This window comes from Streptomyces sp. NPDC005004, from assembly GCF_053600675.1.
This window is the reverse complement of the sequence record NZ_JBSGAH010000012.1, coordinates 144,898-171,229: the sequence shown is the minus strand read 5'-3', so window position 1 is coordinate 171,229 and position 26,332 is coordinate 144,898. Positions and strand designations below refer to the sequence as shown.

General features: G+C 72.0%; 20 protein-coding genes and 1 riboswitch. Of the genes, 15 read left to right on the top strand and 5 right to left on the bottom strand.

What is annotated here, in order from left to right; translation table 11 throughout:
- Window positions 1-125 precede the first annotated feature (125 nt).
- The 6 genes from ACWEEU_RS19310 (at window position 126) to ACWEEU_RS19285 (ending at window position 7,271) form a co-directional block, all read left to right on the top strand.
- A complete protein-coding gene (locus ACWEEU_RS19310; protein ID WP_385742802.1) occupies window positions 126-2,249 on the top strand; it encodes a DNA gyrase/topoisomerase IV subunit B in 2,124 nt (707 codons plus the stop codon).
- A gap of 394 nt (window positions 2,250-2,643) precedes the next feature.
- Window positions 2,644-3,228, top strand: a complete 585-nt coding sequence (locus ACWEEU_RS19305; RefSeq protein ID WP_451733801.1) for a DUF1453 domain-containing protein — start codon at window positions 2,644-2,646, stop codon at window positions 3,226-3,228.
- Window positions 3,225-4,376: a sensor histidine kinase gene (locus tag ACWEEU_RS19300; protein WP_451733799.1), complete on the top strand. Its 1,152-nt coding sequence runs from the start codon at window positions 3,225-3,227 to the stop codon at window positions 4,374-4,376. Before ACWEEU_RS19305 ends, ACWEEU_RS19300 begins: the two co-directional genes overlap by 4 nt.
- Window positions 4,373-5,059 carry a response regulator transcription factor gene (locus ACWEEU_RS19295; RefSeq protein WP_385742808.1) on the top strand — a complete coding sequence of 229 codons (687 nt, stop codon included), beginning with the start codon at window positions 4,373-4,375 and terminating at the stop codon, window positions 5,057-5,059. The genes ACWEEU_RS19300 and ACWEEU_RS19295 overlap by 4 nt, the downstream gene beginning before the upstream one ends.
- A 74-nt stretch (window positions 5,060-5,133) precedes the next feature.
- Window positions 5,134-5,682, top strand: coding sequence for a DUF485 domain-containing protein (locus ACWEEU_RS19290; RefSeq protein ID WP_385742810.1), 549 nt, complete (start codon window positions 5,134-5,136; stop codon window positions 5,680-5,682).
- Window positions 5,679-7,271, top strand: a complete 1,593-nt coding sequence (locus tag ACWEEU_RS19285) for a solute symporter family protein (protein ID WP_451733797.1) — start codon at window positions 5,679-5,681, stop codon at window positions 7,269-7,271. Before ACWEEU_RS19290 ends, ACWEEU_RS19285 begins: the two co-directional genes overlap by 4 nt.
- Before the next feature lie 36 nt (window positions 7,272-7,307).
- On the opposite strand, the gene ACWEEU_RS19280 is transcribed toward ACWEEU_RS19285, so the two are convergent.
- Window positions 7,308-8,000 (bottom strand): response regulator, encoded by a 693-nt coding sequence (locus tag ACWEEU_RS19280; protein ID WP_451733795.1) that lies wholly within the window; start codon window positions 7,998-8,000, stop codon window positions 7,308-7,310.
- Window positions 8,001-8,172: 172 nt separating this feature from the next.
- Between ACWEEU_RS19280 and ACWEEU_RS19275 the strand changes: the two genes are divergently transcribed.
- From ACWEEU_RS19275 to ACWEEU_RS19265, 3 genes are read left to right on the top strand one after another with little or no spacing between them, the layout of a single operon-like run.
- On the top strand, window positions 8,173-8,988 hold the full coding sequence (locus ACWEEU_RS19275) for an ABC transporter ATP-binding protein (protein WP_385742816.1): 816 nt from the start codon (window positions 8,173-8,175) through the stop codon (window positions 8,986-8,988).
- Window positions 8,978-9,841 carry an ABC transporter permease gene (locus ACWEEU_RS19270; protein ID WP_385742818.1) on the top strand — a complete coding sequence of 288 codons (864 nt, stop codon included), beginning with the start codon at window positions 8,978-8,980 and terminating at the stop codon, window positions 9,839-9,841. The genes ACWEEU_RS19275 and ACWEEU_RS19270 overlap by 11 nt, the downstream gene beginning before the upstream one ends.
- A 59-nt stretch (window positions 9,842-9,900) precedes the next feature.
- The gene (locus ACWEEU_RS19265) at window positions 9,901-10,950 is read left to right on the top strand and encodes an ABC transporter substrate-binding protein (protein WP_451733792.1); all 1,050 of its coding nucleotides are present in this window, start codon (window positions 9,901-9,903) and stop codon (window positions 10,948-10,950) included.
- Between the two features lie 33 nt (window positions 10,951-10,983).
- On the opposite strand, the gene ACWEEU_RS19260 is transcribed toward ACWEEU_RS19265, so the two are convergent.
- Together ACWEEU_RS19260 and ACWEEU_RS19255 are read right to left on the bottom strand one after the other, a co-directional pair.
- Entirely contained in the window at window positions 10,984-12,684 is a 1,701-nt protein-coding gene (locus ACWEEU_RS19260) for an ATP-binding protein (RefSeq protein ID WP_385742822.1), read from the bottom strand.
- Between the two features lie 82 nt (window positions 12,685-12,766).
- Window positions 12,767-13,708, bottom strand: coding sequence for a sucrase ferredoxin (locus ACWEEU_RS19255; RefSeq protein ID WP_451733790.1), 942 nt, complete (start codon window positions 13,706-13,708; stop codon window positions 12,767-12,769).
- Window positions 13,709-13,945: 237 nt separating this feature from the next.
- Between ACWEEU_RS19255 and ACWEEU_RS19250 the strand changes: the two genes are divergently transcribed.
- On the top strand, window positions 13,946-15,028 hold the full coding sequence (locus ACWEEU_RS19250; RefSeq protein ID WP_451733788.1) for a CobW family GTP-binding protein: 1,083 nt from the start codon (window positions 13,946-13,948) through the stop codon (window positions 15,026-15,028).
- Window positions 15,029-15,062: 34 nt separating this feature from the next.
- On the opposite strand, the gene ACWEEU_RS19245 is transcribed toward ACWEEU_RS19250, so the two are convergent.
- Complete coding sequence (locus tag ACWEEU_RS19245) at window positions 15,063-17,516, bottom strand: DNA gyrase/topoisomerase IV subunit A (RefSeq protein ID WP_451733786.1); 2,454 nt, start codon at window positions 17,514-17,516, stop codon at window positions 15,063-15,065.
- Between the two features lie 320 nt (window positions 17,517-17,836).
- Here ACWEEU_RS19245 and ACWEEU_RS19240 point away from each other — a divergent pair, with 320 nt between their 5' ends.
- The 4 genes from ACWEEU_RS19240 (at window position 17,837) to ACWEEU_RS19225 (ending at window position 22,677) form a co-directional block, all read left to right on the top strand.
- Window positions 17,837-19,231 carry a M16 family metallopeptidase gene (locus ACWEEU_RS19240; RefSeq protein WP_451733784.1) on the top strand — a complete coding sequence of 465 codons (1,395 nt, stop codon included), beginning with the start codon at window positions 17,837-17,839 and terminating at the stop codon, window positions 19,229-19,231.
- Window positions 19,228-20,616 (top strand): M16 family metallopeptidase, encoded by a 1,389-nt coding sequence (locus tag ACWEEU_RS19235; protein ID WP_385742830.1) that lies wholly within the window; start codon window positions 19,228-19,230, stop codon window positions 20,614-20,616. The genes ACWEEU_RS19240 and ACWEEU_RS19235 overlap by 4 nt, the downstream gene beginning before the upstream one ends.
- Before the next feature lie 223 nt (window positions 20,617-20,839).
- A riboswitch (cyclic di-AMP (ydaO/yuaA leader) is annotated at window positions 20,840-20,999 on the top strand.
- A 12-nt stretch (window positions 21,000-21,011) separates the two neighbouring features.
- A complete protein-coding gene (locus tag ACWEEU_RS19230) occupies window positions 21,012-21,755 on the top strand; it encodes a M23 family metallopeptidase (RefSeq protein WP_451733782.1) in 744 nt (247 codons plus the stop codon).
- 262 nt (window positions 21,756-22,017) lie between these two features.
- Entirely contained in the window at window positions 22,018-22,677 is a 660-nt protein-coding gene (locus ACWEEU_RS19225) for a GntR family transcriptional regulator (protein WP_385742834.1), read from the top strand.
- A gap of 181 nt (window positions 22,678-22,858) precedes the next feature.
- On the opposite strand, the gene ACWEEU_RS19220 is transcribed toward ACWEEU_RS19225, so the two are convergent.
- The gene (locus ACWEEU_RS19220; RefSeq protein WP_385742836.1) at window positions 22,859-23,140 is read right to left on the bottom strand and encodes an HPr family phosphocarrier protein; all 282 of its coding nucleotides are present in this window, start codon (window positions 23,138-23,140) and stop codon (window positions 22,859-22,861) included.
- A gap of 177 nt (window positions 23,141-23,317) precedes the next feature.
- Between ACWEEU_RS19220 and ACWEEU_RS19215 the strand changes: the two genes are divergently transcribed.
- Entirely contained in the window at window positions 23,318-26,332 is a 3,015-nt protein-coding gene (locus tag ACWEEU_RS19215; protein ID WP_451733779.1) for a GNAT family N-acetyltransferase, read from the top strand.

The window sequence follows — 26,332 nt, the reverse complement described above, 5'->3', positions numbered from 1 at the left end:
CTGAGTTCCCCGACGAGGGTGGCGTTACACCGGCTCTACCAGGCATCGGTACCCTCTGAGCGGCGACCGAAGCCGGCCCCTTACCCATCAGGGGCTCATCTGAAATTCAGCGAGGAGCGAACCGCGTGACCGCCGATACGTCCGTGCCGTCCACAGCGCTGCTGGCAGGAGCAGACCGCGACGGTTCCAACTACACCGCGCGGCACCTGCTCGTCCTCGAGGGTCTCGAGGCCGTGCGCAAGCGCCCGGGCATGTACATCGGCTCGACCGACAGCCGTGGTCTGATGCACTGCCTCTGGGAGATCATCGACAACTCCGTGGACGAGGCCCTCGGCGGCTACTGCGACCACATCGAGGTGATCCTCCACGACGACGGCTCCGTCGAGGTGCGGGACAACGGCCGCGGCATCCCCGTGGACGTGGAGCCGAAGACCGGCCTGTCCGGCGTCGAGGTCGTCATGACCAAGCTGCACGCGGGCGGCAAGTTCGGCGGCGGCTCCTACGCGGCCTCCGGCGGTCTGCACGGCGTGGGCGCCTCCGTGGTGAACGCGCTCTCCGCGCGGCTCGACGTCGAGGTCGACCGCGGCGGCCACACCCACGCGATCGGCTTCCGGCGCGGCGTGCCCGGCGCCTTCACCGGCGAGGGCGCCGACGCCAAGTTCGAGCCCAAGAGCGGGCTCGTCAAGACCAAGAAGATCGCCAAGGCCCGGACCGGCACGCGCGTGCGGTACTGGGCGGACCGGCAGATCTTCCTCAAGGACGCCAAGCTCTCCCTGGAGAACCTGCACCAGCGGGCACGCCAGACCGCGTTCCTGGTGCCGGGCCTGACTATCGTCGTGCGCGACGAGATGGGCCTCGGCGAGGGCGGCAGCAAGGGCGAGGAATCCTTCCGCTTCGACGGCGGCATCAGCGAGTTCTGCGAGTACCTCGCCACCGACAAGCCGGTGTGCGACGTGCTCCGCTTCTCCGGCCAGGGCACGTTCAAGGAGACCGTCCCGGTCCTGGACGAGCACGGCCAGATGACCCCGACCGAGGTCACCCGCGAGCTGGGCGTCGACGTCGCCCTGCGCTGGGGCACGGGGTACGACACGACCCTGAAGTCCTTCGTCAACATCATCGCCACCCCCAAGGGCGGCACCCATGTCGCAGGCTTCGAGCAGGCGATCACCAAGACGATGAACGAGATGCTGCGCGCCAAGAAGATGCTGCGCGTGGCCGAGGACGACGTCGTCAAGGACGACGCGCTGGAGGGCCTGACGGCGGTCGTCACGGTGCGGCTGGCCGAGCCGCAGTTCGAGGGCCAGACCAAGGAGGTCCTCGGCACCTCGGCCGCCCGCCGCATCGTGCACAACGTGATCTCCAAGGAACTCAAGGCGTTCCTGACCTCCAGCAAGCGGGACGCGGCCGCCCAGGCCCGTGTCGTCATGGAGAAGGTCGTCGCCGCCGCCCGCACCCGCGTGGCCGCGCGCCAGCACAAGGACGCCCAGCGGCGCAAGACCGCCCTGGAGTCCTCGTCCCTGCCCGCCAAGCTGGCCGACTGCCGCAGCGACGACGTGGACCGCAGCGAGCTGTTCATCGTCGAGGGCGACTCCGCGCTCGGCACCGCCAAGCTCGCGCGCAACTCCGAGTTCCAGGCCCTGCTGCCCATCCGGGGCAAGATCCTCAACGTGCAGCGCTCGTCCGTGACCGACATGCTCAAGAACGTCGAGTGCGGCGCGATCATCCAGGTCATAGGGGCGGGCTCGGGCCGGACCTTCGACATCGACGCGGCCCGCTACGGCAAGATCATCATGATGACCGACGCCGATGTGGACGGCTCCCACATCCGCTGTCTGCTGCTGACGCTGTTCCAGCGCTACATGCGGCCGATGGTGGAGGCGGGACGGGTCTTCGCCGCCGTGCCCCCGCTGCACCGCATCGAGCTGATCCAGCCGAAGAAGGGGCAGGACAAGTACGTCTACACGTACTCGGACCGTGAGCTGCGCGACAAGCTCATGGAGTTCCAGCGCAAGGGCATCCGGTACAAGGACTCCATCCAGCGCTACAAGGGCCTGGGCGAGATGGACGCCGACCAGCTCGCCGAGACCACGATGGACCCGCGTCACCGCACCCTGCGCCGCATCAACCTCGCCGACCTCGAAGCCGCCGAGGAGGTCTTCGACCTGCTGATGGGCAACGACGTGGCCCCGCGCAAGGAGTTCATCTCCAGCTCGGCGGCGACGCTGGACCGGTCGCGTATCGACGCGTAGACGCTGCGCTCGGCTTCGGCCGGGGTCCAGGCCGGGACGGGATCGGGTCGGCCCGGACGAAGGCGCCGGCCGGACTGCGGTGCCGGGCGGCTCTGAGGTGCCGGGCGGCTCTGAGGTGCCGGGCAGTCGCGGCAGAGCTTGGAAGGGGGCGGGGAGGGCCGGGACGGGCCCTCCCCGCCCCCTTCGTGTGCGACCGTATGACTTCCAGGGGTCTCCCCGGCGTTTCCCCAGGGTTTCCCTCAGGGACTCTCCACCCGTGGGTGGAGAACAGGGCCGCCCGGTTTTCCACCCATGATCCACCCCCGCTCCGATCTCCCGGCCTGCGGATTTCCGTACCTTCGAAGGCATCGGCAGCACTCGCCGCCGAATCCCCTTCTCGCTCACGGAGGCAGCCATGTCCGGGCTGGTCAACGCGCTGGTGATCGTGGTCATCGCCGCCATGGTGATCGCACGGCAGTTCCGCGCCCGCGCGATCGACACCGATCGGCGCTGGTGGCTGCTGCCCGCGATCCTCGCCTTCATGGCACTGCGCGGCCCGGGGATACTCGACGACCACCACCGCATCGGCTCGGCCGTCCTGCTCGCCGCCGAGGTCCTCGTCGGCCTCGCCATCGGGGCCGGCTGGGCGTGGACCTCCCGGCTGTGGACGGCGGAGGACGGCGTCGTCTGGACCAAGAGCACCAAGGCGAGCGGGCTGGTGTGGGTCGTGGGCATAGCCCTCCGGGTCGGCCTCTTCGGGCTCGGCCGCGGCTTCGGGATCCACCAGGACAGTTCCGCCCTGATGCTGGGTCTCGCCGCGACCCTGCTGGTTCGCACCGGAGTCCTGACCTGGCGGGCCCAGTCGCTGGGTACCGCGACCGTCCCCGCGGGCGCCACGCCCGGCTCGGCGGGCTCCGCGAGCGGCGGCACGGGCGCCGCCGAGGGCTCCTTCCCGGCGTACGGTGACGGAACGCCGCCGGCCTGGAAGGAGCGCGTGTGAAAGAGAACATGTGGACCCGCTGGCCGTCCCGCGAGGCGCTGGGTCGCAGCGGCACGTCGCAGGCCAAACGGCTCTACTCCCGGGCGGTCAGGGGACTGTTGCTCGTCGTGCTCCTGTGGGGAGCCTTCAGCCGGAGACACCTCGGCATCGAGGGGGCGGCCCTCGCCGTCGCCGTCGTCCTGGTCACGGCCGTTGCCGCGTGGGGCTTCTTCCGGGCCACCTACGCACACCGGCTTCTGCCCTCGCTGGCGCTCATGTCCGCGCTGCTGGGCATCGCGGTGTTCGCGGAGGCCACCGGATTCCGCGGGCCCGCCCTCGTCATCTGGTGCGTCTGCGGGATCACGGCACTCCAGCGACTGCCGCTCGGAGCCGGCGTGCCGGTGGCGGCGGTGGCCCTCGCCTCGTACTCCGCGTTCAACGACGACGTGTGGCTGACCACCGCCGCCACCGTGACGGGGATGGTCCTCGCCGGATACGTCCTGCGGCTGGACGCGGAGTCGCGGGCCAACGCGCAGCGGCTGCTCGCCCAGGAGCGGGCCGCGCGGGAGGCCGAGGCGGAGTCGGCGGCGCTGGGGGAGCGGGCGAGGATCGCCCGGGAGATCCACGACGTGCTGGCCCACAGCCTCTCCGCGCAACTGGTCCACCTGGAGGCGGCCCGGCTGCTCATCGAACGCGGCGCCGACCGGGAGCAGATCCTGGAGCGGGTGGTGGCCGCACGCGGTATGGCCCGCGACGGGCTCGACGAGACCCGGCAGGCGCTGTCCGCGCTGCGCGGCGAGCTGAGCCCGCTGGAGGAGTTCCTGACCCGGCTCGTCAGTGCGACCGACGGCGCCGAGGTCACCGTCACGGGTGAGCGCAGACCGCTGCCGGCCGAGTGCTCCCAGGCCGTGCGCCGGGTGGCGCAGGAGGCGATGACGAACGTCCGCAAGCACGCCCGGGGCGCCACCGTGCGGGTCCGGCTGGACTACGGCGAGCGCGAGGTGACGCTGGACGTCCGCGACGCGGGAGGCCGTCCGGGAGAACTCGCCGGGTCCGGCGGCGGATACGGTCTGCTCGGTATGCGGGAGCGCGCCGAACTGCTGGGCGGCTCGCTGGACGCGGGGCCGGACGAGAAGGGGTTCGCGGTGACACTGAAGGTGCCCGTATGACAGGGGCCGACGGAGGGAGGAAGGCCGCGCGCGTGGTGGTCGCCGACGACCAGACCGTCGTGCGGGAGGGCATCGTGATGCTGCTCGGTCTGCTGCCCGGTCTCGAGGTCGTCGGCTCGGCGCGGGACGGCGAGGACGCGGTGCGGCTCGTCGGTGAACTCGACCCGGACGTGGTGCTGATGGATCTCCGGATGCCCCGTTGCGACGGGGTGGAGGCCACCCGGCTCATCCGTGGCCGCTATCCGAGGACGCAGGTCGTGGTGCTGACCACCTTCGCCGACGACGACTCGCTGTTCGCGGCGCTGCGGGCCGGAGCGCGGGGCTATCTCACCAAGGACGCGGGCGGGGACGAGATCGTGCGGGCGGTGGAGAGCGTGTTGTCGGGGGACGCGGGGCTCGCACCCAGTGTTCAACGGCGCTTGCTGGAGCGTCTGTCGGAGACCGAGGCCGCCGCGCCCCAGCCTCCGGAGGCGCCCGACGGGCTCACCGCGCGGGAGATCGAGGTGCTCGTGCTGATCGCGGAGGGGCTCACCAACCAGGAGATCGCGCACACGTTGCACGTCTCCACGGCGACGGTGAAGACGCACATCAACAACATGTTCGCGAAGACGGGGCTCAAGGACCGTGCGCAGGCGGTGCGTTACGCGTACGCGAAGCGGCTGGTGCGACCGAGATCGGAGTGACTTGCCTCACCTGATGGGGTGAAGTGATACGGCAGGAGCTGTTGGGGATCTTCCCGATCTGTCCATCCTTGGGTATGCAGTCGAGCAACGGCCGGACCCACGGGGCCGAGGACAGCCCCCGCGGTGCGGCCGACAACCAGGAAGAGCAGGGCGTGACTTCCCCCGATGTCCGGCACGAGGACCCTTGGCACGACACGCAGACCACCGGCCGCGCCGACCTGGACGGAGTGGGCCGGCCCGCACCGACCGTGCCGGCCGCGCGTGGTGAGGCCGAGGCGGTGACCGTCCGGGCCCGGGATGTGTATCTCGAGGTGCAGCGCAGCGAGGCGTTCCAGGAAGTCCGCAGCCGGTACCGGCGGTTCGTGGTCCCGGCGGTCGTGGCCTTCTTCCTCTGGTACGTGGGCTACGTGGTCACCGCGACGGCCGCGCCGGGGCTCATGGCCCGGCCCGTGGCGGGTGCGGTGAACGTGGGAATGCTCGCGGGGCTCGGCCAGTTCGTCAGCACCTTCCTGCTCACCTGGGCCTACGCCCGGCACGCGCGGCTGCACCGGGACCGGGCCGCGCTGGAACTGCGCTGGGACACCCAGGAACTGACCCGAGGCGTCCGGGGAGGTCTGCTGTGACGAGTCATCACCAGACGCTGACACTTGTTCTGTTCAGCGTCTTCGTCACCGTGACGCTGGGCATCACGACCTGGGTGAGCCGTCGGCGACACGGTTCGGCGGAGGAGTTCTACGCGGGCGGACGGCTCTTCACCCCGCTGGAGAACGGGTTCGCGATCTCCGGGGACTATCTCTCGGCCGCCTCCTTCCTGGGCGTTGCGGGTCTCATCGCGCTGTACGGATACGACGGCCTGCTGTACGCCGTGGGGTTCCTCGTGGCGTGGCTGCTCGTGCTGTTCCTCGCGGCGGAACTGGTGCGCAACTGCGGGCGGTTCACCCTGGCCGACGTGGTGGCCGCGCGGATGAGCGAGCGGCCGGTGCGGATCGCGACCGGGACGTCCTCGGTCACCGTCTCGGTGCTCTACCTGGTGGCGCAGATGGTCGGCGCGGGCAGCCTGGTGGCGCTGCTGCTCGGGCGCACCAGCGCGGCCGCACAGGCGTGGACGGTCATCGGCGTCGGCGCGCTGATGGTGGTCTATGTGTCCCTGGGCGGGATGCGGGCGACCACCTGGATCCAGATCGTCAAGGCGGTCCTGATGCTCGTCGGGACGATCGCGCTGACCGTGATGGTGCTGGTGCGCTTCCACGGCGACCTCAACCAGTTGCTGGTGACGGCGGCGGAGCGCAGCGGGAACGGACTGCGCTACCTGGCGCCGGGGCTGAAGTACGGCGGCGGCTGGACGGCGCGGCTGGACTTCATCAGCCTGGGTCTCGCGCTGGTCTTCGGCACGGCGGGGCTGCCGCACATCCTGTCGCGGTTCTACACGGTGCCGACCGCGCGGGCCGCCCGGCGGTCCACGGTGTGGTCCATCGGGCTGATCGGCGGCTTCTACCTGATGGCGATCATCCTCGGGTTCGCGGCGACCGCGGTCGTCGGCGCGGACGCCCTGCGCGCCTCCAACGCGGCCGGGAACACGGCGATTCCGCTGCTCGCGCTCGACCTGGGCGGCGGTGCCGAGTCGACCGGCGGCACCGTTCTGTTCGCGGTGGTGGCGGCCGTGGCCATCGCGACGATCCTCGCGGTGGTCGCCGGGATCACCCTGTCCTCGTCGGCGTCGGTGGCGCACGATCTGTACGCGTCGCTGCGCCGGCCGACGGCCAAGGTACGCAGTGAGGTGACCGTGGCGCGGGTCGCGGCGGCCTTCATCGGGGTCGTGGCCATCGCCCTGGGGCTGCTGGCCCGCAACCTGAACGTCGCGTTCCTGGTCGGTCTCGCCTTCGCGGTGGCGGCGTCGGCGAACCTCCCGGCGCTGCTGTACTCGCTGTTCTGGCGCGGGTTCACCACGCGGGGCGCGGTGTGGTCCGTGTACGGCGGGCTGATCCCGGCGCTGGTCCTGGTGGTGCTGTCGCCGGTGGTTTCGGGCAGCCCCGGGTCGCTGTTCCCGGGCGTGGACTTCCAGTACTTCCCGCTGCAGAACCCGGGGATCGTCTCGATCCCGCTCGGCTTCCTGGCGGGATGGCTGGGGACGGTCACCTCGGAGGAGGTGCCGGACGAGGCCAAGTTCGCGGAGACCGAGGTGCGTTCGCTGACCGGCGCGGGAGCGGTCTGAGCGAGGGCGACGAAGGGCCCCGGCGGCCGGTCGCGTTCAGGGTGTCACCCAGGCGTACCGGTGCTCGGGGCGGCCGGTGTCGCCGTACTTGAGGGAGAGGCGCAGGCGGCCCGACTGTTCCAGGCGGCGGAGGTAGCGCTGGGCGGTGGACCGGCTCAGGCCGGTCCGGGCCGCGACCTCGTGGGCGGACAGCGGGTGGTCGGCGTGGTGCAGGACCTCGCAGATGAGTTCGTTGGTGGGTTCCGAGTGGCCGCTGGGCAGGCCCGGCACGGACGGGGCCGGGGCGGTGCGCAGGGCGCCGAAGATGCGGTCGACCTGCTCCTGTCCGGTCACCTGACGGCCGCCGACGCGTTCCATGGTGCGGCGTAGCGCGGCGTAGGAGTCCAGCCGTCCGCGCAGAGCGGCGAAGGTGAAGGGCTTGACCAGATAGTGCAGGGCACCGAGGCGCATCGCCTGCTGGACGGTCGCCACGTCGCCCGCCGCCGTGATCATGATGACGTCTGCGCCGTGGCCGTGCTGCCGCATCCGGTGCACGAGTTCGAGGCCGGTGCCGTCCGGCAGATAGTGGTCGAGCAGCACCAGGTCGATGCTGCCGCGCTCGACGGCGGCCAGGGCCTGGGCGGCGCTGTGCGCGCGGGCGGTGACCCGGAAGCCGGGAACCTTTCCCACGTACTTGGCGTTGATCTCGGCAACGCGGTAGTCGTCGTCCACCACCAGGACGTCAATCATGAGGCCCACCCTTCCCAGGCCGGCGTGCAAGGGGCCCGCGCGTTAAGCCCGTGTTTCGGCTCCGCAGTTCTAGCGTGAGCAAAACGAGCACAACAGCCTCTTGCGAGCAAAAGAACGGGTTGCGCTCACAAGACTGCTGCCGTGGCAGGGGCCACACCTACCGTCCCCCGGTATGAGCGCAGACACCAGCCCCGCCATCGAGCTGAGGGGCGCGACCAAGAACTTCAGGACGCCGTCCGGCGAACTGCACACGGCTGTCCGGGAGTTGGACCTGACCGTGGGGCGCGGCGAGTTCGTCGCCGTCGTGGGCCCCACCGGCTGCGGCAAGTCCACCACGCTCACCCTCGTCAGCGGGCTGGAAGAGCCCAGCGACGGCGAGGTGCTGGTGGCCGGGGAGCCGGTCGACGGGGTCGGCGGCAAGGTCGGCTTCGTCTTCCAGCAGGACGCCACCTTCCCCTGGCGGACCGTGCTGGCCAATGTGATGGCGGGCCCGCGCTTCCGGGGCGTGCCCAAGGCGGAGGCCAAGGAGAAGGCCCGCGCGTGGCTGGCCCGGGTCGGGCTCGCCGCGTTCGAGGACCGCTACCCGCACCAGCTCTCCGGCGGCCAGCGCAAGCGCGTCGCCCTCGCCGCCACCTTCGTCAACGACCCCGAGATCCTGCTCATGGACGAGCCGTTCTCCGCGCTCGACGTGCAGACCCGGGCGCTGATGTCCGACGAGCTGCTGGAGCTGTGGGAGGGCACCGGCGCCTCCGTCGTGTTCGTCACCCACGACCTGGAGGAGTCCATCGCCCTGGCCGACAAGGTCGTGGTGATGACCGCCGGACCCGCGACCGTGAAGCAGGTCTTCGACATCGACCTGCCCCGCCCCCGCAAGGTCGAGTCGGTGCGCCTGGAGCCGCGGTTCATCGAGATCTACCGCGAGATCTGGGCCTCCCTCGGCGAAGAGGTCCGCATCACCCGTGAGCGAGGTGCCGCGCATGTCGCCTGAGACCCTGGCCACGCCCCTGGTCACCACCGCCAAGGCCCCCGACCGCGCGCAGTCGCGGGCGCGCGCCGCCCGCAGGCGCAAGGCGGTCGTCGTGGCCGCCCGGGTACTGCTCCTCGTGGCCGTGCTGGGCCTGTGGGAGGGGCTGTCCCGCGCGAAGGTCATCGACCCGTTCAACTTCTCGATGCCGTCGGCCATCTGGGACCAGATCCAGTCCTGGACGCTGCACGGGACGGCGCTCGGTTCGCTGGGCGAGCAGATCTGGTACACGCTGTACGAGGCGCTGCTCGGCTGGTTCATCGGCGTCGCGGCCGGTGTCGTCCTCGGTATCGCGCTCGGCCGGGTCGCCTTCCTCGCCGACCTGCTCGGTCCGTACATCAAGGTGCTCAACTCGATTCCCCGGATCGTCCTGGCGCCGGTCTTCCTGATCTGGTTCGGGCTCGGCCCTGCCTCCAAGGTCGCCTCCGCCGTGGTGCTGGTCTTCTTCCCGGTGTTCTTCAACGCCTTCCAGGGCGCCCGCGAGGTGGACCGCAACCTCGTCTCCAACGCACGGATGCTCGGCGCGAGCGACCGTCAGATCACCCTCCAGGTGGTCATCCCCTCGGCCACCTCGTGGATCTTCACCAGCCTCCACGTCAGCTTCGGCTTCGCGCTGATCGGCGCCATCGTGGGCGAGTACATCGGCGCCACCCGGGGCATCGGCCTGCTCGTCGCCCAGTCGCAGGGCACCCTCAACTCCGCCGGTGTGTACGCCGCGATGGTCATCCTCGCGGTCGTGGCCCTGCTCGCGGAGGGACTGCTGACCTTCGCGGAGCGCCGCATCTTCCGCTGGAAGCCGACGAACTCCGAGCAGTGACCGCTCTGTTGCCCCACCCGCCCGCATCCCGTGCCCCCGCTCACAAGGACGTGACACCCATGCGCACCCGCGCCCGCTACGCCTCCCTCGCCACCGCCTGTCTCCTCGCAGTCTCCTCCCTCACCGCCTGCGCCAACGACGTGGCCGGCACGACCTCGTCGGGCAGCGGCGGCAAGGGCGAGAAGGTCAAGATCATGGTCGGCGGCCTGGACAAGGTCATCTACCTGCCCGCGATGCTCACCCAGCGCCTCGGCTACTTCCGCGACGCCGGGCTCGACGTGGAACTGCTGACCGAGCCCGCCGGGGTCCAGGCCGAGACCGCGCTCGTCTCCGGCCAGGTCCAGGGTTGCGTCGGCTTCTACGACCACACCCTCGACCTCCAGGTGAAGGGCAAGTCGGTCGAGTCCGTCGTACAGTTCTCGCAGGCACCCGGCGAGGTGGAGGTCGTCTCGGCCAAGCGCGAGGGCGAGATCACCTCGCCCGGCGACTTCAAGGGCCGCAAGCTCGGGGTCACCGGGCTCGGGTCGTCCACCGACTTCCTCACCAAGTACCTCGCGGTCAAGCACGGGGTGAAGGTCAACGAGTTCAGCCCGGTCGCGGTCGGCGCGGGGCCGACATTCATCGCCGCGCTCCAGAAGGGCTCCATCGACGCGGGCATGACGACCGACCCGACCGTCGCCACGATCCTGGAGAAGAAGGCCGGCAGCGTCCTGGTCGACATGCGCACGCCCGAAGGCTCGCGGAAGGCGCTCGGCGGGCCCTACCCGTCCTCCAGCCTCTACATGCGCAGCGACTGGGTGAACAGCCACAAGGCGACCGTGCAGAAGCTGGCCGACGCTTTCGTCCGCACGCTGAAGTGGATGTCCTCGCACAGCGCCGACGAGATCGCCGCGAAGATGCCCGCCGACTACTCCCAGGGCGACAAGAAGCTCTACGCCGAGGCGATCAAGAGCACGCTGCCGATGTTCACCAAGGACGGCGTGATGCCCGAGAACGGGCCCGAGACCGTCGAGAAGGTCCTCAAGTCCTTCAACCCGAACATCAAGAACGCCGACGTGGACCTGAAGAAGACCTACACCACCGAGTTCGCCGAGAAGGCGGCCAAGTGACGGCCCGCCGGCACCCGGCCCGCTGACACCCCCTCAGCGCGCCTCGGCGGCCGCGCCCCACGCGCCGGACCCGGACCCGCCCCCGGACCCGGTGGCCGGGGGCGCGGCCGCCGCCCTGTCGCCGACCTCGCTCAGCGCCTCCGGCAGCACGACCGTGAACTCCGCGCCCCCGCCCTCCGCCGCCCCCACCGTCGCGCTGCCGCCCTGCCGCTGCGCGAGCCGTCGTACCAGCGCCAGCCCGATGCCCCGCTTGCCGTGCGCGGGCGGCTCCTTCGTGGACCAGCCCTCGGTGAACACCGACTCGCGCCGACCCTCGGGCACCCCGGGCCCGGTGTCGCGGACGCGGAGGACGACCGTACGGTCCTCGGCGTACAGCTCGGCCTCCACGCGCGCGTGCGGGGTGCCCGCGACCGCGTCCAGGGCGTTGTCCACGAGGTTGCCGACCACCGTGACCAGCGCGCGGGGATCGACCAACCGGTCCGGTATCCAGGTGCGCCCGGACAGCCGCAGGGCGACCCCGCGTTCGGCGGCGACGGTCGCCTTGCCCACCAGCAGGGCGGCCAGCAACGGGTCCCGGATCTTCTCGGTGACCTGTTCGGCGGTGGCCCGGTGGTCTCCGACCACCTCGCCGATGAACTCCACCGCGTCGTCGTACATCTCCAGTTCCAGCAGACCCAGCAGGGTGTGCAGCCGGTTGGCGTGTTCGTGGTCCTGGGCGCGCAGGGCGTCGATCAGGCCCCGGGTGGAGTCGAGTTCACGGCCGAGGCGCTCCAGTTCGGTGCGGTCGCGCAGGGTGGCCACGGCGCCGCCGTCGCCGGTGGGCATCCGGTTGGCGACCAGGACACGCGGTCCGCGCACGGCGAGCAGGTCGGTGCCGGTGACCCGGCCCGCCAGCACGTCCGTCACCCGGCCCTCGCCCAGCGTCTCGTCGGGAGAGCGCCCCACCGCCTCGTCGCCGAGGTCGAGCAGCCGGGCCGCCTCGTCGTTGAGCAGCCGTATCCGGCCCGCGCGGTCGAGCGCGACCACCCCCTCCCGGATGCCGTGCAGCATCGCCTCGCGCTCCGCGAGCAGCGCCGAGATGTCGGAGAAGGCCAGGTCACGGGTCTGCCGCTGGACCCGGCGGGAGATCAGCCACCCGGCGAGCGCGCCCACCGCGAGCGCGCCCCCGGCGTACGCCAGGAGTCCCGGCACCGCGCTCACCAGCCGGGCGCGCACGCTGTCGTAGGCGATGCCGACGGAGACCGCGCCGACGATGCGGTGACCGGCGTCGTACAGCGGCACCTTGCCGCGCGCCGAGCGGCCGAGCGTGCCCCGGTCGATCTCCATCACCTGGGTGCCGGCCAGGGCGCGGCGCGGGCTGGTGGAGACATGGCGGCCGATTTCGCCGGGCGTGGGGTGGGACCAGCGCACGCCCCGGGTGTCCATGACGACGATGTACTCGGCGCGGGTCGCCAGCCTGATCCGCTCCGCCTCGCGCTGCACGGGGCCGGTGCGGGTGGGCCGGGTCGTCAGGACGCCCTCGGCGATGGCCGGGTCCTGCGCCGTGGTCTGCGCGATGACCAGTGCCCGGCGCATCGCCTCCTGGTCGAGCTGCCTGCTCAGCGGGGCGAGGAACAGCCCGGTCGCCAGGATCGCGACGCCCGCGGCGGTGGTCACCTGCATCAGCAGGACCTGCGAGAACATCCGCCGGGGGAGTCCGAGGCGGACACGGCGGGCGGGGGAAGCGGCACTCATGGCCTGGACCGTACGCTCCGGACGGGCCCGGGGCCCAGGGGTGGCGCGAGAGACGTCTTGGCCGGCCGGCCCGTCGGCGCGGTCAGCCGACCGGCGTCGCCGTCCGCAGTTCGTGAACCGCCACGGCGTCCAGTCGGCCCGGTGACCCGAGCACCGTCGCGCCGCAGCTCTCCGGACGGGGTGGCAGGGACGCCGTCTGCTCGATGACGACCCGCCAGGCACGGCCATCCGTGTGGGTGACGGTGACCTCCCAGCGCGGGGCAGCGCCCTCGGTGCGTACGACGCTCAGCACGCCCGCCTCGTACACGCCCGCGGCCGACCGCACGGCCAGTTCGGCGGCCTGGCCCGGGCGTTCCCAGGCGGAGCAGCCCCGGTTGTCCTCGACCATGACGCGCCCTTCCTCGGCGCTGTGCAGGGCCTGCTTGACGGTGTGGGCCTCCGCGCGGGCGTACGCGTAGCCGTACGGCAGGACGAGCACCGTCGGGGCGAAGCGGTGTCCACCCAGATGAGTGACCTCCCAGACGCCCGGCACGCCGGAGGCGACGAGTTCGGCGGCCAGCGGACGGCCGAGCAGGGCGCAGCAGCGGTCGCGCTTGCCGTTGGTGCACACGAGCGCGAGCGGGTCGCCGGTGTGCGGGCGGGCGCCGAGCACCGAGGCGAGGGAACGCGGATCGCCCGCGCCGAGCGCGGCGAAGTCCAGGCCGAGCAGCCGGTGCGGATCACGGGTGGTGGCCTCGTACAGCCACACGTCGCCGGGGACGGTGTGGGCGACGTACACCCGGCGCTCCAAGGGCGCTCCGGGGTCCGCGTGGCGCCCCGGGCGCCGGATCAGCACGATGCGCACCCCCGTGCCCTGGGCGGCGGCCTCCAGGGCGCGGCCGAGCGCGGGGTCGAGGTGGCTCGACGTGAGCGCTTTGACGCCCCACGGCCCGGGCTGTTCCAGCAGCAGCCACGTCGTCGCCGTGGCCGCCGTACCGGAAACGGGCTCGTCGAGGCTCCGGGAGACGGTCGCACACCTACTCACACAGGTGAGCCTAACCTGACTTGACCTCCGTCTGCTCCCCGGTGGGGGTATGTCCGGGTGCCGATGCGGGGACGACCCCCGGCCCCCGGCGGTGCCGTCCGGCGCGGGACGGCACCGGTCCCGCCCCACAGCCGGATTCCGCGTCCGCACCCCTCGTATCCTGGCCGGACAGTCCGTCCGCCGGGCGCCGCGTGGGTACGCGGTCGCCGGGGAGAACCGAAGGAAGGGTGCCGCGAGGTGGGGAGCAGCAGGAGTCCGCAGCAGATCCCGGTCGTCGTCCTCGCCGGGTTCCTCGGGTCCGGCAAGACCACGCTCCTCAACCACCTGCTGCACCGCAGCGGGGGCAGCAGGATCGGCGCGATCGTCAACGACTTCGGGGACATCGAGATCGACGCCATGGCGGTCGCGGGCGCGCTCGGCGACTCCACCGTGTCGCTCGGCAACGGCTGTCTGTGCTGCGCGGTCGACGCGAGCGAACTCGACTCCTACCTGGAGCGGCTCGCCGCGCCCGCCGTCGGCATCGACGTGATCGTCATCGAGGCCAGCGGGCTCGCGGAGCCGCAGGAGCTGGTGCGGATGGTGCTGGCCAGCGAGTTGCCCGGAATCGTGTACGGCGGGCTCGTCGAGGTCGTGGACGCGGCCGAGTTCGACGCGACCCGGACCCGGCACCCCGAGATCGACCGGCATCTCGCGCTCGCGGACCTCGTCGTGGTCAACAAGCTCGACCGGGCCGAGGACGCCGATCGGGTCCTCGCGCAGGTGCGCGCACTCACCGACGGCGCCCCGGTCGTCGCGGCCACCTACGGCCGCATCGACCCGGAGTTCCTCTTCGATTGCAGGCCCGGCGAGGAGCGCATCGGCCAGCTCTCCTTCGACGACCTGCACCAGGAAGGGGACCGGCAGCAGGAAGGGGAGGACGGGCACGGCAGCCACTTCCACACCGGCTACGACAGCCTGTCCTTCACCTCCGCCGTGCCCATGGACCCCCGCGCGCTGATGCGGTTCCTGGACAGCAGGCCGGACGGGCTGTACCGGATCAAGGGGTACGTGGACTTCGGGCCGCACGACACCGGCAACCGGTACGCCGTGCACGCCGTCGGCCGCTTCCTGCGCTTCCACCCCGAGCCCTGGCCGCCGCGGGACGGGGACCGTCTCACCCAGCTCGTCCTCATCGGCTCCGGCATCGACACCGGCGCCCTGGGCAAGGAACTCGACGCCTGCCGCACCGAGGACGCCGACGGCGTCGCCGAGCCCGACGAGCACGCCATGTGGGGTGTCCTGCGCTATGTGCCGGGCTCCGAGGACGAGCCCGGCACATAGGGGGAGTTCCGCCGGCGACCGGCTGGAACCGCCGCTACAGCACCGGTCCGGCCACCACGGCCACCGGCTTCGCCAGCGACGTACCGGAGCCGTCCCGGCGCGGGTCGAGCTCCGGCAGCTCCGCCGGGAGACCGTTCTTCTGTGCCGCCCGTGCCGGTACCGGTCCCGCCCAGGCCAGGGACAGACAGTCCTCGCCCTTCAGGAACCGCTGGCAGCGGACGCCGCCCGTGGCCCGTCCCTTGCGCGGGAACTGGTCGAACGGGGTCAGCTTGGCCGTCGTGTGGACCGAGTCGTCGAGCGTGCCGCGGGAGCCCGCGACCGTGAACACCACCGCGTCGGCGGCCGGATCGACCGCCGTGAACGAGATCACCTTCGCGCCGTCGGCGAGCTTGATGCCCGCCACACCGCCCGCCGGACGGCCCTGCGGACGCACCTGGTTCGCCTGGTAGCGCAGGAGCTGGGCGTCGTCGGTGATGAACACCAGGTCCTCCTCGCCGGTGCGCAGCTCCACCGCGCCGACGATCCGGTCGCCCTCCTTGAGGGTGATGACCTCCAACTCGTCCTTGTTGGACGGGTAGTCGGGCACCACGCGCTTGACCACGCCCTGCTCGGTGCCGAGCGCGAGTCCTGGTGACGACTCGTCGAGGGTGGTCAGACAGACCACCGTCTCGTCGTCCTCCAGGGACACGAACTCCGCGAGGGGCGCGCCGCCGGAGAGGTTCGGCGCGGTCGCGGTGTCGGGCAGTTGCGGCAGGTCGACCACGTTGATCCGCAGCAGCCGGCCGGCCGAGGTGACCGCGCCGATCTCACCGCGCGCGGTCGCGTGGACGGCCGAGACGATCACGTCGTGCTTGGTGCGCCCGCCGTCCTGCGGAACGGGTTCGGCGTTCGACGTGCGGGCCAGCAGGCCGGTCGAGGAGAGCAGCACCCGGCACGGGTCGTCGGCCACCTGGAGCGGCACCGTGGCGACCTGCGAGGCGGTGGACTCCAGCAGGACCGTGCGCCGGTCGGTGCCGAACTTCTTGGAGACGGCGGCCAGTTCGTTGGAGACCATCTTGCGCAGCTCGGCGTCCGACTCCAGGACGCGGGTCAGCTCCTCGATCTCCTGGCTGAGCCGGTCCTTCTCGGCCTCCAGCTCGATCCGGTCGTACTTGGTCAGGCGGCGCAGCGGGGTGTCCAGGATGTACTGCGTCTGGATGTCGCTCAGCCCGAAGCGCTCGACCAGGCGCTCCTTGGCCTGCGCGGAGTTCTCGCTGGAGCGGATCAGCCGGATGACCTCGTCGATGTCGGCCAGCGCGGTGAGCAGGCCCTCGACCAGGTGGAGCCGGTCCCGGCGCTTGCCGCGGCGGAACTCGCTGCGGCGGCGCACGACCTCGAAGCGGTGGTCGAGGTAGACCTCCAGCAGTTCCTTGAGACCCAGGGTGAGCGGCTGGCCGTCGACCAGGGCGACGTTGTTGATGCCGAAGGACTCCTCCATGGGCGTCAGCTTGTAGAGCTGCTCCAGGATGGCCTCCGGCACGAAGCCGTTCTTGATCTCGATGACCAGACGCAGCCCGTGCTCGCGGTCGGTGAGGTCCTTGACGTCCGCGATGCCCTGGATCTTCTTCGCGTTGACCAGGTCCTTGATCTTCGCGATGACCTTCTCGGGGCCGACCGTGAAGGGCAGTTCGGTGACGACCAGGCCCTTGCGGCGGGCGGTGACCGTCTCGACGGCGACCGTGGCGCGGATCTTGAAGGTGCCGCGGCCCGTCGCGTACGCGTCGCGGATGCCGTCCAGGCCGACGATCCGGCCGCCGGTGGGCAGGTCGGGGCCGGGGACGTGCCGCATCAGGGCGTCCAGGTCCGCGCCCGGGTGCCGGATGAGGTGGCGGGCGGCCGCGACGACCTCGCGCAGGTTGTGCGGGGGCATGTTGGTCGCCATGCCGACCGCGATGCCGGAGGCGCCGTTGACCAGCAGGTTCGGGAAGGCGGCCGGGAGGGCCACCGGCTCCTGCTCCTGGCCGTCGTAGTTCGGCGCGAAGTCGACCGTGTCCTCGTCGATGGACTCGGTCATCAGGCTCGTCGCCTCGGCCATCCGGCACTCGGTGTACCGCATGGCGGCCGGCGGGTCGTCGTTGCCCAGCGAGCCGAAGTTGCCGTGGCCGTCGACCAGGGGGACGCGCATCGAGAAGGGCTGGGCCATGCGCACGAGGGCGTCGTAGATCGACGTGTCGCCGTGCGGGTGCAGCTTGCCCATGACCTCGCCGACCACGCGGGCGCACTTGACGTACGCGCGCTCGGGGCGCAGACCCATCTCGTTCATCTGATAGACGATGCGCCGGTGCACCGGCTTCAGGCCGTCGCGGGCGTCCGGCAGGGCTCGGGAGTAGATGACCGAGTACGCGTATTCCAGATAGGAGCCACGCATCTCGTCCACGACGTCGATGTCGAGGATCTTCTCCTCGTACGCGTCGTCGGGCGGCGGGGTCTTCGTACTGCGGCGGGCCATCGCTGCCGGCTCCTTGCTGAGGCGGTTGACGGATCTGACGCGGACCATTGTGGACCGAGGCACTGACACGGCGGGCCGCGCCCCGGTCCGAGAGGGGGGCACCCCGGCGTCCGGCGGTCCGCCCGGTCCGGCCACCGCGCAATCCGGCGCCGTCCGGTACCGCGCCCGCCATGAGCACGCCTGACGCAGGCTACGCGATCCGCTCAGGGCGTACGTCCGGCGGGAACTCCGCCGGGCCCTCGCACGCTTTGCATACAGTGGCAGGAACGGCAGGAAAACAGCGGTTTCTTTCGACCGCCTCCGCTTGCGAAGGGACGTACATGCCCATGGGTCACACGACCACCGCCCAGGCAGGCTCCGGGGGCCTGACAGCGACCGAGCACCGCCTGGCCAACGGTCTGCGCGTGGTGCTCTCCGAGGACCACCTGACCCCGGTGGCGGCGGTCTGCCTCTGGTACGACGTCGGCTCCCGGCACGAGGTCGAGGGCCGCACCGGTCTTGCCCACCTCTTCGAGCACCTGATGTTCCAGGGCTCGGGCCAGGTCAAGGGCAACGGCCACTTCGAGCTGGTCCAGGGCGCGGGCGGCTCGCTCAACGGCACGACGAGCTTCGAGCGCACCAACTACTTCGAGACCATGCCCGCCCACCAGCTCGAGCTCGCCCTCTGGCTGGAGGCCGACCGCATGGGCTCCCTGCTGGCCGCCCTGGACGACGAGTCCATGGAGAACCAGCGCGACGTCGTCAAGAACGAGCGCCGCCAGCGCTACGACAACGTCCCCTACGGCACCGCCTTCGAGAAGCTGACCTCCATGGTCTATCCCGAGGGCCACCCCTACCACCACACGCCGATCGGCTCCATGGCCGACCTGGACGCGGCCACTCTCGAGGACGCGCGCGCGTTCTTCCGTACGTACTACGCGCCGAACAACGCGGTGCTGTCCGTGGTCGGCGACATCGACCCCGAGCAGACGCTCGCCTGGATCGAGAAGTACTTCGGTTCCATCGCCGGCCACGACGGCAAGCCCGCCCCGCGCGACGGAGCGCTGCCCGAGGTGATCGGCGAGGAGCTGCGCGAGGTCGTCGTCGAGGAGGTCCCGGCGCGCGCCCTGATGGCCGCCTACCGCCTCCCGGAGGACGGCACGCGCGCGAGCGACGCGGCCGACCTCGCGCTGACCATCCTCGGCGGCGGCGAGTCCTCTCGCCTCTACAATCGCCTGGTGCGCCGCGACCGTACGGCCGTCGCGGCCGGGTTCGGGCTGCTGCGCCTGTCCGGTGCCCCCTCGCTGGGCTGGCTGGACGTGAAGACCTCCGGCGACGTCGAGGTGCCGGTCATCGAGGCCGCCATCGACGAGGAGCTGGCCCGCTTCGCCGAGGAGGGCCCGACTCCCGAGGAAATGGAGCGCGCCCAGGCCCAGTTGGAGCGCGAGTGGCTGGACCGGCTCGGCACGGTCGCGGGCCGCGCCGACGAACTGTGCCGGTTCGCCGTCCTGTTCGGCGACCCGCAGCTCGCCCTGACCGCGGTCCAGCGGGTCCTCGAGGTGACCCCGGAGGAGGTCCGCGAGGTCGCCAAGGCCCGGCTGCGCCCGGACAACCGCGCGGTCCTCGTCTACGAGCCCAAGTCCCCGGAGGCGGTCGAGGACGCCGACCTGCCCGACGACCCGGAGCACGAAGCCACCGTAGAGGCCGGCAACGACAACGAGGAGACGGCCAAGTGACCGAGCTCGCCACCATGGAGTTCCACCCCCAGCCGCAGCCGGGCGAGGCGAAGCCGTGGGCGTTCCCGGCCCCCGAGCGCTCCACGCTGGACAATGGTCTCACCGTGCTGCGCTGCCACCGCCCCGGCCAGCAGGTCGTCGCCGTCGAGGTGCTGCTCGACGCGCCGCTGGACGCCGAACCGGCGGGTCTCGACGGTGTCGCCACGATCATGGCGCGCGCCTTCTCCGAGGGCACCGGCGAGCTGAGCGCCGAGGAGTTCGCCGCCGAGCTGGAGCGCGCGGGCGCCACGCTCGACGCGCACGCCGACCACCCCGGCGTCCGGCTCAGCCTGGAGGTCCCGGCCTCCCGGCTGCCCAAGGGGCTCGGCCTGCTCGCGGACGCCCTGCGCGACCCGGCCTTCGCCGAGAGCGAGGTGGAGCGCCTGGTCCGCAACCGCCTGGACGAGATCCCGCACGAGCTGGCCAACCCGGCCCGCCGCGCCGCCAAGGAGCTGTCCAAGGAGCTGTTCCCGGCCTCCGCGCGCATGTCCCGTCCGCGCCAGGGCACCGAGGACACCGTCGAGAAGATCGACGCGCCCGCCGTGCGCGCCTTCTACGACCGCCATGTGCGCCCGGCCACGGCCACCGTGGTCGTCGTGGGCGACCTGACCGACACCGACCTGGACGGGCTGCTCACCGAGACCCTCGGTGCCTGGACGGGCACGCCGGGCACCCCCCGCCCGGTGCCGGCGGTCACGGCCGACGACACCGGCCGTGTGGTCATCGTGGACCGGCCCGGCGCCGTCCAGACCCAGTTGCTCATCGGCCGCACCGGCGCCGACCGGCACGACCGGGTGTGGCCCGCGCAGGTGCTCGGCACCTACTGCCTCGGCGGCACCCTCACCTCCCGCCTGGACCGCGTCCTGCGCGAGGAGAAGGGCTACACCTACGGCGTGCGCGCCTTCGGCCAGGTGCTGCGCTCCTCCGCCGACGGCACGGGCGCCTCGATGCTCGCCATCAGCGGCTCGGTGGACACGCCGAACACCGGTCCCGCGCTCGCGGACCTGTGGACCGTGCTGAACACCCTCGCGGCGGAGGGCCTGACCGACGCCGAGCGGGACGTGGCCGTGCAGAACCTGGTGGGGGTCGCCCCGCTGAAGTACGAGACGGCCGCCGCCGTCGCCGGGACGCTGGCCGACCAGGTCGAGCAGCACCTGCCCGACGACTACCAGGCCGAGCTGTACCGCCGCCTGGCCGCGACCGGCACCGTGGAGGCCACCGCGGCCGTCGTGAACGCGTTCCCTGCGGACCGGCTGGTGACCGTCCTCGTCGGTGACGCCGCTCAGATCAAGGAGCCGGTGGAGGCCCTCGGGATCGGTCCGGTCACCGTGGTGTCGGCGGAGTAGCGGGACGAGCGTCCACACCCGCGCGCAGGGGCCCTGACGGCCGACGATCCGTCAGGGCCCTTTCGTGCGAGAGCGGGTCGGCAAATGTCCGGATTGATGCGGAGGTTGCCCGTCTGCCCTGTGTCGTGCGCTACAAACACCCTGAGTGGTTTGAGAATCGGCCGCCGTCCCCATTAGCTTCTTCCGGGCTGTCCGTCAGGCAGTGCGCCGCGCCCGCGGCACCGGACAGCCGACGCCGAGTCCCCGCATGGCGCGAGCCAGGGGAGCCGGGGAACCATGTTCCCGAGGTGAATCGGACGCCCACGCGCGAGCGGGGGAGTTCCGTAGGAGACCTTCCTCTCCGAACCTGTCAGCTAACCCGGTAGGCGTGAGGGAAGGAAAGGACCAGCCACCACATGGCGTTCATGTGCGCCACCGGGAAGCACCGCAGGCCCGGACGTGTCACGCGTACCACCGCTCGGGCAGCCGGAGTCGCGGCCCTCACCACCACCGGTGTCGTCGGCACCCTCACGGCCTCCCCGGCCCTCGCCGCCGATCACGTGGCCGAGCAGACCGGTCTCACCCCGGTCATCAGCGTCAACGACGACCTCGCCGCCGAGATCGACGCCCAGGCGACCGCGCAGCGGGCCGCCGCCGAGCGCACGGCAGCCCAGCAGGCCGCCGCCGCGCGTCTGAGGGAGGCACGCCAGGCCGAGATCCGCGCGGCCCGTGCCGCCGAGCGGGAGCGGCTCAACGCCTTCGTCCTGCCGATCGCCCACTCCTACGTCTCCACCGGCTACAAGACCGGCGGCTCCCTGTGGTCCTCCGGCAGCCACACCGGCATCGACTTCCACGCCGCGAGCGGGACGCCGGTCCACGCGGTCGGCGCGGGCACCGTCGTCTCCGCGGGGTGGGGCGGGGCGTACGGCAACGAGGTCGTGATCCGCATGGCCGACGGGATGTACACCCAGTACGGTCATCTGTCGTCCCTCGGTGTCACGGTGGGCCAGAAGGTCACCCCGGGGCAGCAGATCGGCCTGTCCGGCGCGACCGGCAACGCGACCGGACCGCACCTGCACTTCGAAGCCCGTACGAGCCCCGAGTACGGCTCGGACGTCGACCCGGTCGGCTACCTCCGCAAGCACGGCCTGGACGTCTGAGGCCGAGCCGCGTCCGAAGCCGACGTGACGCCCGGCGCCGTACACGCGCCGCACCCCAGGGAGCCCCGGTCCGCACCGCCGCCGGGGCTCCCGCCCTTTCCACGCCGTTTCCCGCCGCGTCGTTCGTTCGTCGCCCGGCTCCGCTGTCCAAAAAAGAGCCATGAATTCCGGCCCGCCGTCGGAAATTCCCGCGCATTGCAATAGAGTCACGGAACAGACGTCCATCGTCGGCGTTTCACGGGGATTAAGGCGGAGGTGGCTCATGCGTATTCCGGCGCATTCGGTGTGCACGGCGATCCGGGACGACATCGTCGCCGGGGTCCACGAGCGCGGCAGCCGCCTGACCGAGGAGGTCCTCGCCCGCCGCTACGGCGTCTCGCGCGTCCCCGTCCGCGAGGCGCTGCGCACGCTGGAGGCGGAGGGCTTCGTGGTGACCCGGCGGCACGCCGGCGCGTGCGTGGCCGAGCCGACCGAGCGGGAGGCCGCCGATCTGCTGGAGATGCGCCGCCTCCTCGAACCGCTGGGTGCCGCCCGGGCCGCGCAACGGCGCACCGAGGCCCACCTCAAGGTGCTGCGGGGCCTGGTCAGGCTCGGGCAGGAGCGGGCCAGGCGCGGGAACAGCGAGGACCTGCGGGCGCTGGGCGGCTGGTTCCACGAGACGCTCGGGCAGGCCGCGGGCAGTCAGTCGCTGACCGCGATGCTCACCCAGGTGCGGCACAAGATCGCCTGGATGTACACGGTGGAGGTCCCCGCGAACCCGGTCGAGTCCTGGGCCGAGCACGGCGCGATCGTGGACGCGGTGGCGCGCGGGGACGGCGACCGCGCGCGGTCGCTCACGGCGCTGCACGCCGAGCGCGCGGCGTTCGCGCACCGGCTGCGGCAGCCGCAACATGTTGTAAACACAGCGGGTCAGCGGAATTAACACGGCCGCTGTATACAAAGAACAGCTATTTCGGTGGCGGCGTTTCCTGCTGCCCTTTTTCTCTGTGTTCCATGAATTCGAGCGCGCTCTCGCATCCGTGTGTGAAAACGCGGAAACCGCGCCACCCGGAACAGGTGACGCGGTTTCCGTGATTGACGGGACGAGACCTTCGCCGTGCGATTCAGACGGTCTCGGGCAGCTCGTCCAGACCCTCGGCGACCAGCTTGGCCAGCCGCTCCAGCGCGGCCTCCGCGCCCTCGGCGTCGGAGGCGAGGACGATCTCCTCGCCACCCTGGGCGCCCAGGCCGAGGACGGCGAGCATCGAGCCCGCGTTGACCGGCGTGCCGCCGGCCTTGGCGATGGTGACCGGGACGCCTGTGGCCGTGGCGGCTCGGACGAAGATGGAAGCGGGGCGGGCGTGGAGGCCCTCGGCCCAGCCGACGTTGACGCGGCGCTCAGCCATGTGATGCTGCCCTTCAGTCTCTCAGGTTGTCTAGACCAGTTTCCCACACTGGGAAACGTGCCCGGAGCGGCACTTCACCCCTCCGGACCGGTCGTCGGACCGCGGCCTCGGCCCGACTTCCGTTTCCCCACAGGTTGCCTCGCGCCGTTGTCGTACGCGAGCCGTACTCTGGGGCCCATGCAGACCCCGGCGGACCGGCAGGACCGGCACGAGTACCCCGCCCACTGGGAGGCGGACGTGGTGCTGCGCGACGGCGGCACCGCGCGCATCCGGCCCATCACGGCCGACGACGCCGAGCGTCTCGTCAGCTTCTACGAGCAGGTCTCCGACGAGTCGAAGTACTACCGCTTCTTCGCGCCGTACCCCCGGCTCTCCGCCAAGGACGTCCACCGCTTCACGCACCACGACTTCGTGGACCGTGTGGGGCTCGCCGCCACGGTCGGCGGCGAGTTCATCGCCACCGTACGCTACGACCGCATCGGCACCGACGGCATGGCCGCCTCGGCGCCGGCCGACGAGGCGGAGGTCGCCTTCCTGGTGCAGGACGCGCACCAGGGCAGGGGCGTGGCCTCCGCGCTCCTGGAGCACATCGCGGCCGTCGCGCGCGAGCGCGGCATCCGCCGGTTCGCCGCCGAGGTGCTGCCCGCCAACACCAAGATGATCAAGGTGTTCACGGACGCCGGGTACACCCAGAAGCGGAGCTTCGAGGACGGCGTCGTCCGGCTGGAGTTCGACCTCGAACCCACGGACCGCTCCCTCGCGGTGCAGCGGGCGCGGGAACAGCGGGCGGAGGCGCGGTCGGTACGACGGCTGCTCGCGCCCGGCTCCGTCGCCGTCATCGGCGTCGGCCGCGCGCCGGGCGGGGTCGGGCGCAGCGTGCTCGGCAATATCCGCGACGCCGGGTACCGGGGGCCGCTGCACGCCGTCAACTCCGCCTTCCCCGAGGACGTCAAGGAGATCGACGGGGTCCGGGCGTACCGCTCGGTGCGGGACATCGAGGGCCCGGTGGACCTCGCGGTCGTGGCCGTCCCCGCGGACCGGGTGCCCGCCGTCGTCGCCGAGTGCGGGGCGCACGGGGTGCAGGGTCTCGTCGTGCTCTCCGCCGGGTACGCCGAGATCGGGCCCGAGGGACGGGAGCGGCAGCGGGCACTGGTGCGGCAGGCGCGGGCGTACGGCATGAGGATCATCGGCCCGAACGCCTTCGGCGTCATCAACACGGCGTCCGACGTCCGCCTCAACGCCTCCCTCGCCCCGCAGATGCCCCGGCCGGGCCGGATCGGGATGTTCGCGCAGTCCGGCGCCATCGGCATAGCCCTTCTCTCCCGGCTGCACCGGCGCGGGGGCGGCATCACCGGGGTCACCGGCGTCTCCACCTTCGTCTCCTCCGGCAACCGCGCCGACGTCTCCGGCAACGACGTCCTCCAGTACTGGTTCGACGACCCCGACACCGATGTCGTCCTCATGTACCTGGAGTCCATCGGCAACCCCCGCAAGTTCACCCGCCTCGCCCGTCGTACGGCCGCCGCCAAGCCGCTGGTGGTGGTCCAGAGCGCCGGCTCGGCTCCGCAGGGCCACGCGGTGCGCGCCACCCGCCTCCCGCACGACACGGTGTCCGCCCTGCTCCGCCAGGCGGGCGTCATCCGCGTCGACACGATCACGGAACTGGTCGACGCGGGGCTCCTGCTGGCCCGCCAGCCGCTCCCCGCGGGCCCCCGCGTGACGATCCTCGGCAACTCCGAGTCCCTCGGAATGCTCACCTACGACCGATGCCTGGCCGAGGGTCTCCAGCCCACCACCCCGATCGACCTCACCACCTCGGCGACGGCCGCCGACTTCCACCGCGCCCTGTCCCACGCCCTGGCGGACGACACCTCCGACGCGGTGGTCGTCACGGCGATCCCGGCGATCGGCGAGGCGTCTCCCGACGACGCGGAGCTGGCGGAGGCGCTGCGTACGGCTGCCGCCGCGGCTCCGGACAAGCCGGTGCTGGTGGTTCACGTGGAGCTGGGCGGCCTGGCGGAGGCGTTGTCGCTGGCCACGAGCACGGCGCCGGCGCCACTGCCTCCGGCGGACGGAGCGGACGGGACGGGGTCCGCCGGGGTGGGCTCCGCCCGGGAGGCGGAGGGGAGTGCGGCCGGTGCGGGGAGTACAGCCGAGACCGAAGAGGCCGCGTCCGCCCCTGCGGGCGACCGGGCAGCCGAGCAGCACTCCGCCGCCACCCCCACGCCCCCCGTCCGGCCACCCGCCGTACGCGGCACGCCGTTGGCGCCCGGCGCCTCCGGCCCCCCGGCGCGGAGCGGGTCCGCCTCCGCGCCCCCGGCCCCCCGCCCCCGTCTCATCCCCGCCTATCCCGCCGCCGAGCGAGCCGTTCGCGCCCTCGCCGAAGCCGTGAAGTACGCGCAGTGGCGGCGGGAGGCGACCGAGCCCGGGAAGGTGCCGGAGTACGAGGACATCGACGAGCGGGGCGCGGCCAAGCTGATCGCCGGTCTGCTGGAGCGCGGGGAGGGGCTGGCGGTCGGACCCGAGGAGACGCGGGAGCTGCTGGCCGCGTACGGGATTCGGGTGCGTCCCGCGCTGCCCGCACCCACTCCCGACGCCGCCGCCGAGGCGGCACACGCGCTCGGATACCCCGTCGCGCTCAAGGCGACCGCCCCCCATCTACGGCACCGCGCCGACCTCGGCGGAGTGCGGCTCGACCTCGCCGACGAGGAGCAACTGCGGCGGGCGTACGCGGAGTTGACCGAGCTGTTCGGGCCGGCGGAGCAATTGCGGCCGGTGGTGCAGGCGATGGCGGCGCGCGGCGTGGACACCGTCGTACGGGCGGTCATCGACCCGGCGGCGGGCGCCGTGCTGTCCTTCGGGCTGGCCGGAGCCGCGTCCCAGTTGCTCGGGGACACCGCGCACCGCCTGGTCCCGGTCACCGACCGCGAGGCGGCCTCACTGGTCCGCTCCATCCGCACGGCCCCCCTCCTCTTCGGCTGGCGCGGCTCCACCCCCGTGGACACGCCCGCGCTGGAGGAGCTGCTGCTCAGGGTCTCGCGTCTCGTGGACGACCACCCGGAGGTGGTCGCGGTCACGCTGGAGCCGGTGGTCGTGGCCCAGCACGGCCTCACCGTCCTGGACGCCACGATCCGCCTGGCCCCGCCCCCGGCCCGCGACGACCTCGGCCCGCGCACGCTGCCGCTCTACTAG

What these genes read in the sequence shown, in the direction of transcription:
- ACWEEU_RS19305 (WP_451733801.1), top strand. Translation starts at nt 2,644, where the DNA reads ATGTCCGGGCTGGTCAACGCGCTGGTGATCGTGGTCATCGCCGCCATG.
- ACWEEU_RS19295 (WP_385742808.1), top strand. Translation starts at nt 4,373, where the DNA reads ATGACAGGGGCCGACGGAGGGAGGAAGGCCGCGCGCGTGGTGGTCGCC.
- ACWEEU_RS19290 (WP_385742810.1), top strand. Translation starts at nt 5,134, where the DNA reads ATGCAGTCGAGCAACGGCCGGACCCACGGGGCCGAGGACAGCCCCCGC.
- ACWEEU_RS19280 (WP_451733795.1), bottom strand. Translation starts at nt 8,000, where the DNA reads ATGATTGACGTCCTGGTGGTGGACGACGACTACCGCGTTGCCGAGATC.
- ACWEEU_RS19275 (WP_385742816.1), top strand. Translation starts at nt 8,173, where the DNA reads ATGAGCGCAGACACCAGCCCCGCCATCGAGCTGAGGGGCGCGACCAAG.
- ACWEEU_RS19270 (WP_385742818.1), top strand. Translation starts at nt 8,978, where the DNA reads ATGTCGCCTGAGACCCTGGCCACGCCCCTGGTCACCACCGCCAAGGCC.
- ACWEEU_RS19265 (WP_451733792.1), top strand. Translation starts at nt 9,901, where the DNA reads ATGCGCACCCGCGCCCGCTACGCCTCCCTCGCCACCGCCTGTCTCCTC.
- ACWEEU_RS19260 (WP_385742822.1), bottom strand. Translation starts at nt 12,684, where the DNA reads ATGAGTGCCGCTTCCCCCGCCCGCCGTGTCCGCCTCGGACTCCCCCGG.
- ACWEEU_RS19245 (WP_451733786.1), bottom strand. Translation starts at nt 17,516, where the DNA reads ATGGCCCGCCGCAGTACGAAGACCCCGCCGCCCGACGACGCGTACGAG.
- ACWEEU_RS19240 (WP_451733784.1), top strand. Translation starts at nt 17,837, where the DNA reads ATGCCCATGGGTCACACGACCACCGCCCAGGCAGGCTCCGGGGGCCTG.
- ACWEEU_RS19230 (WP_451733782.1), top strand. Translation starts at nt 21,012, where the DNA reads ATGGCGTTCATGTGCGCCACCGGGAAGCACCGCAGGCCCGGACGTGTC.
- ACWEEU_RS19225 (WP_385742834.1), top strand. Translation starts at nt 22,018, where the DNA reads ATGCGTATTCCGGCGCATTCGGTGTGCACGGCGATCCGGGACGACATC.
- ACWEEU_RS19220 (WP_385742836.1), bottom strand. Translation starts at nt 23,140, where the DNA reads ATGGCTGAGCGCCGCGTCAACGTCGGCTGGGCCGAGGGCCTCCACGCC.
- ACWEEU_RS19215 (WP_451733779.1), top strand. Translation starts at nt 23,318, where the DNA reads ATGCAGACCCCGGCGGACCGGCAGGACCGGCACGAGTACCCCGCCCAC.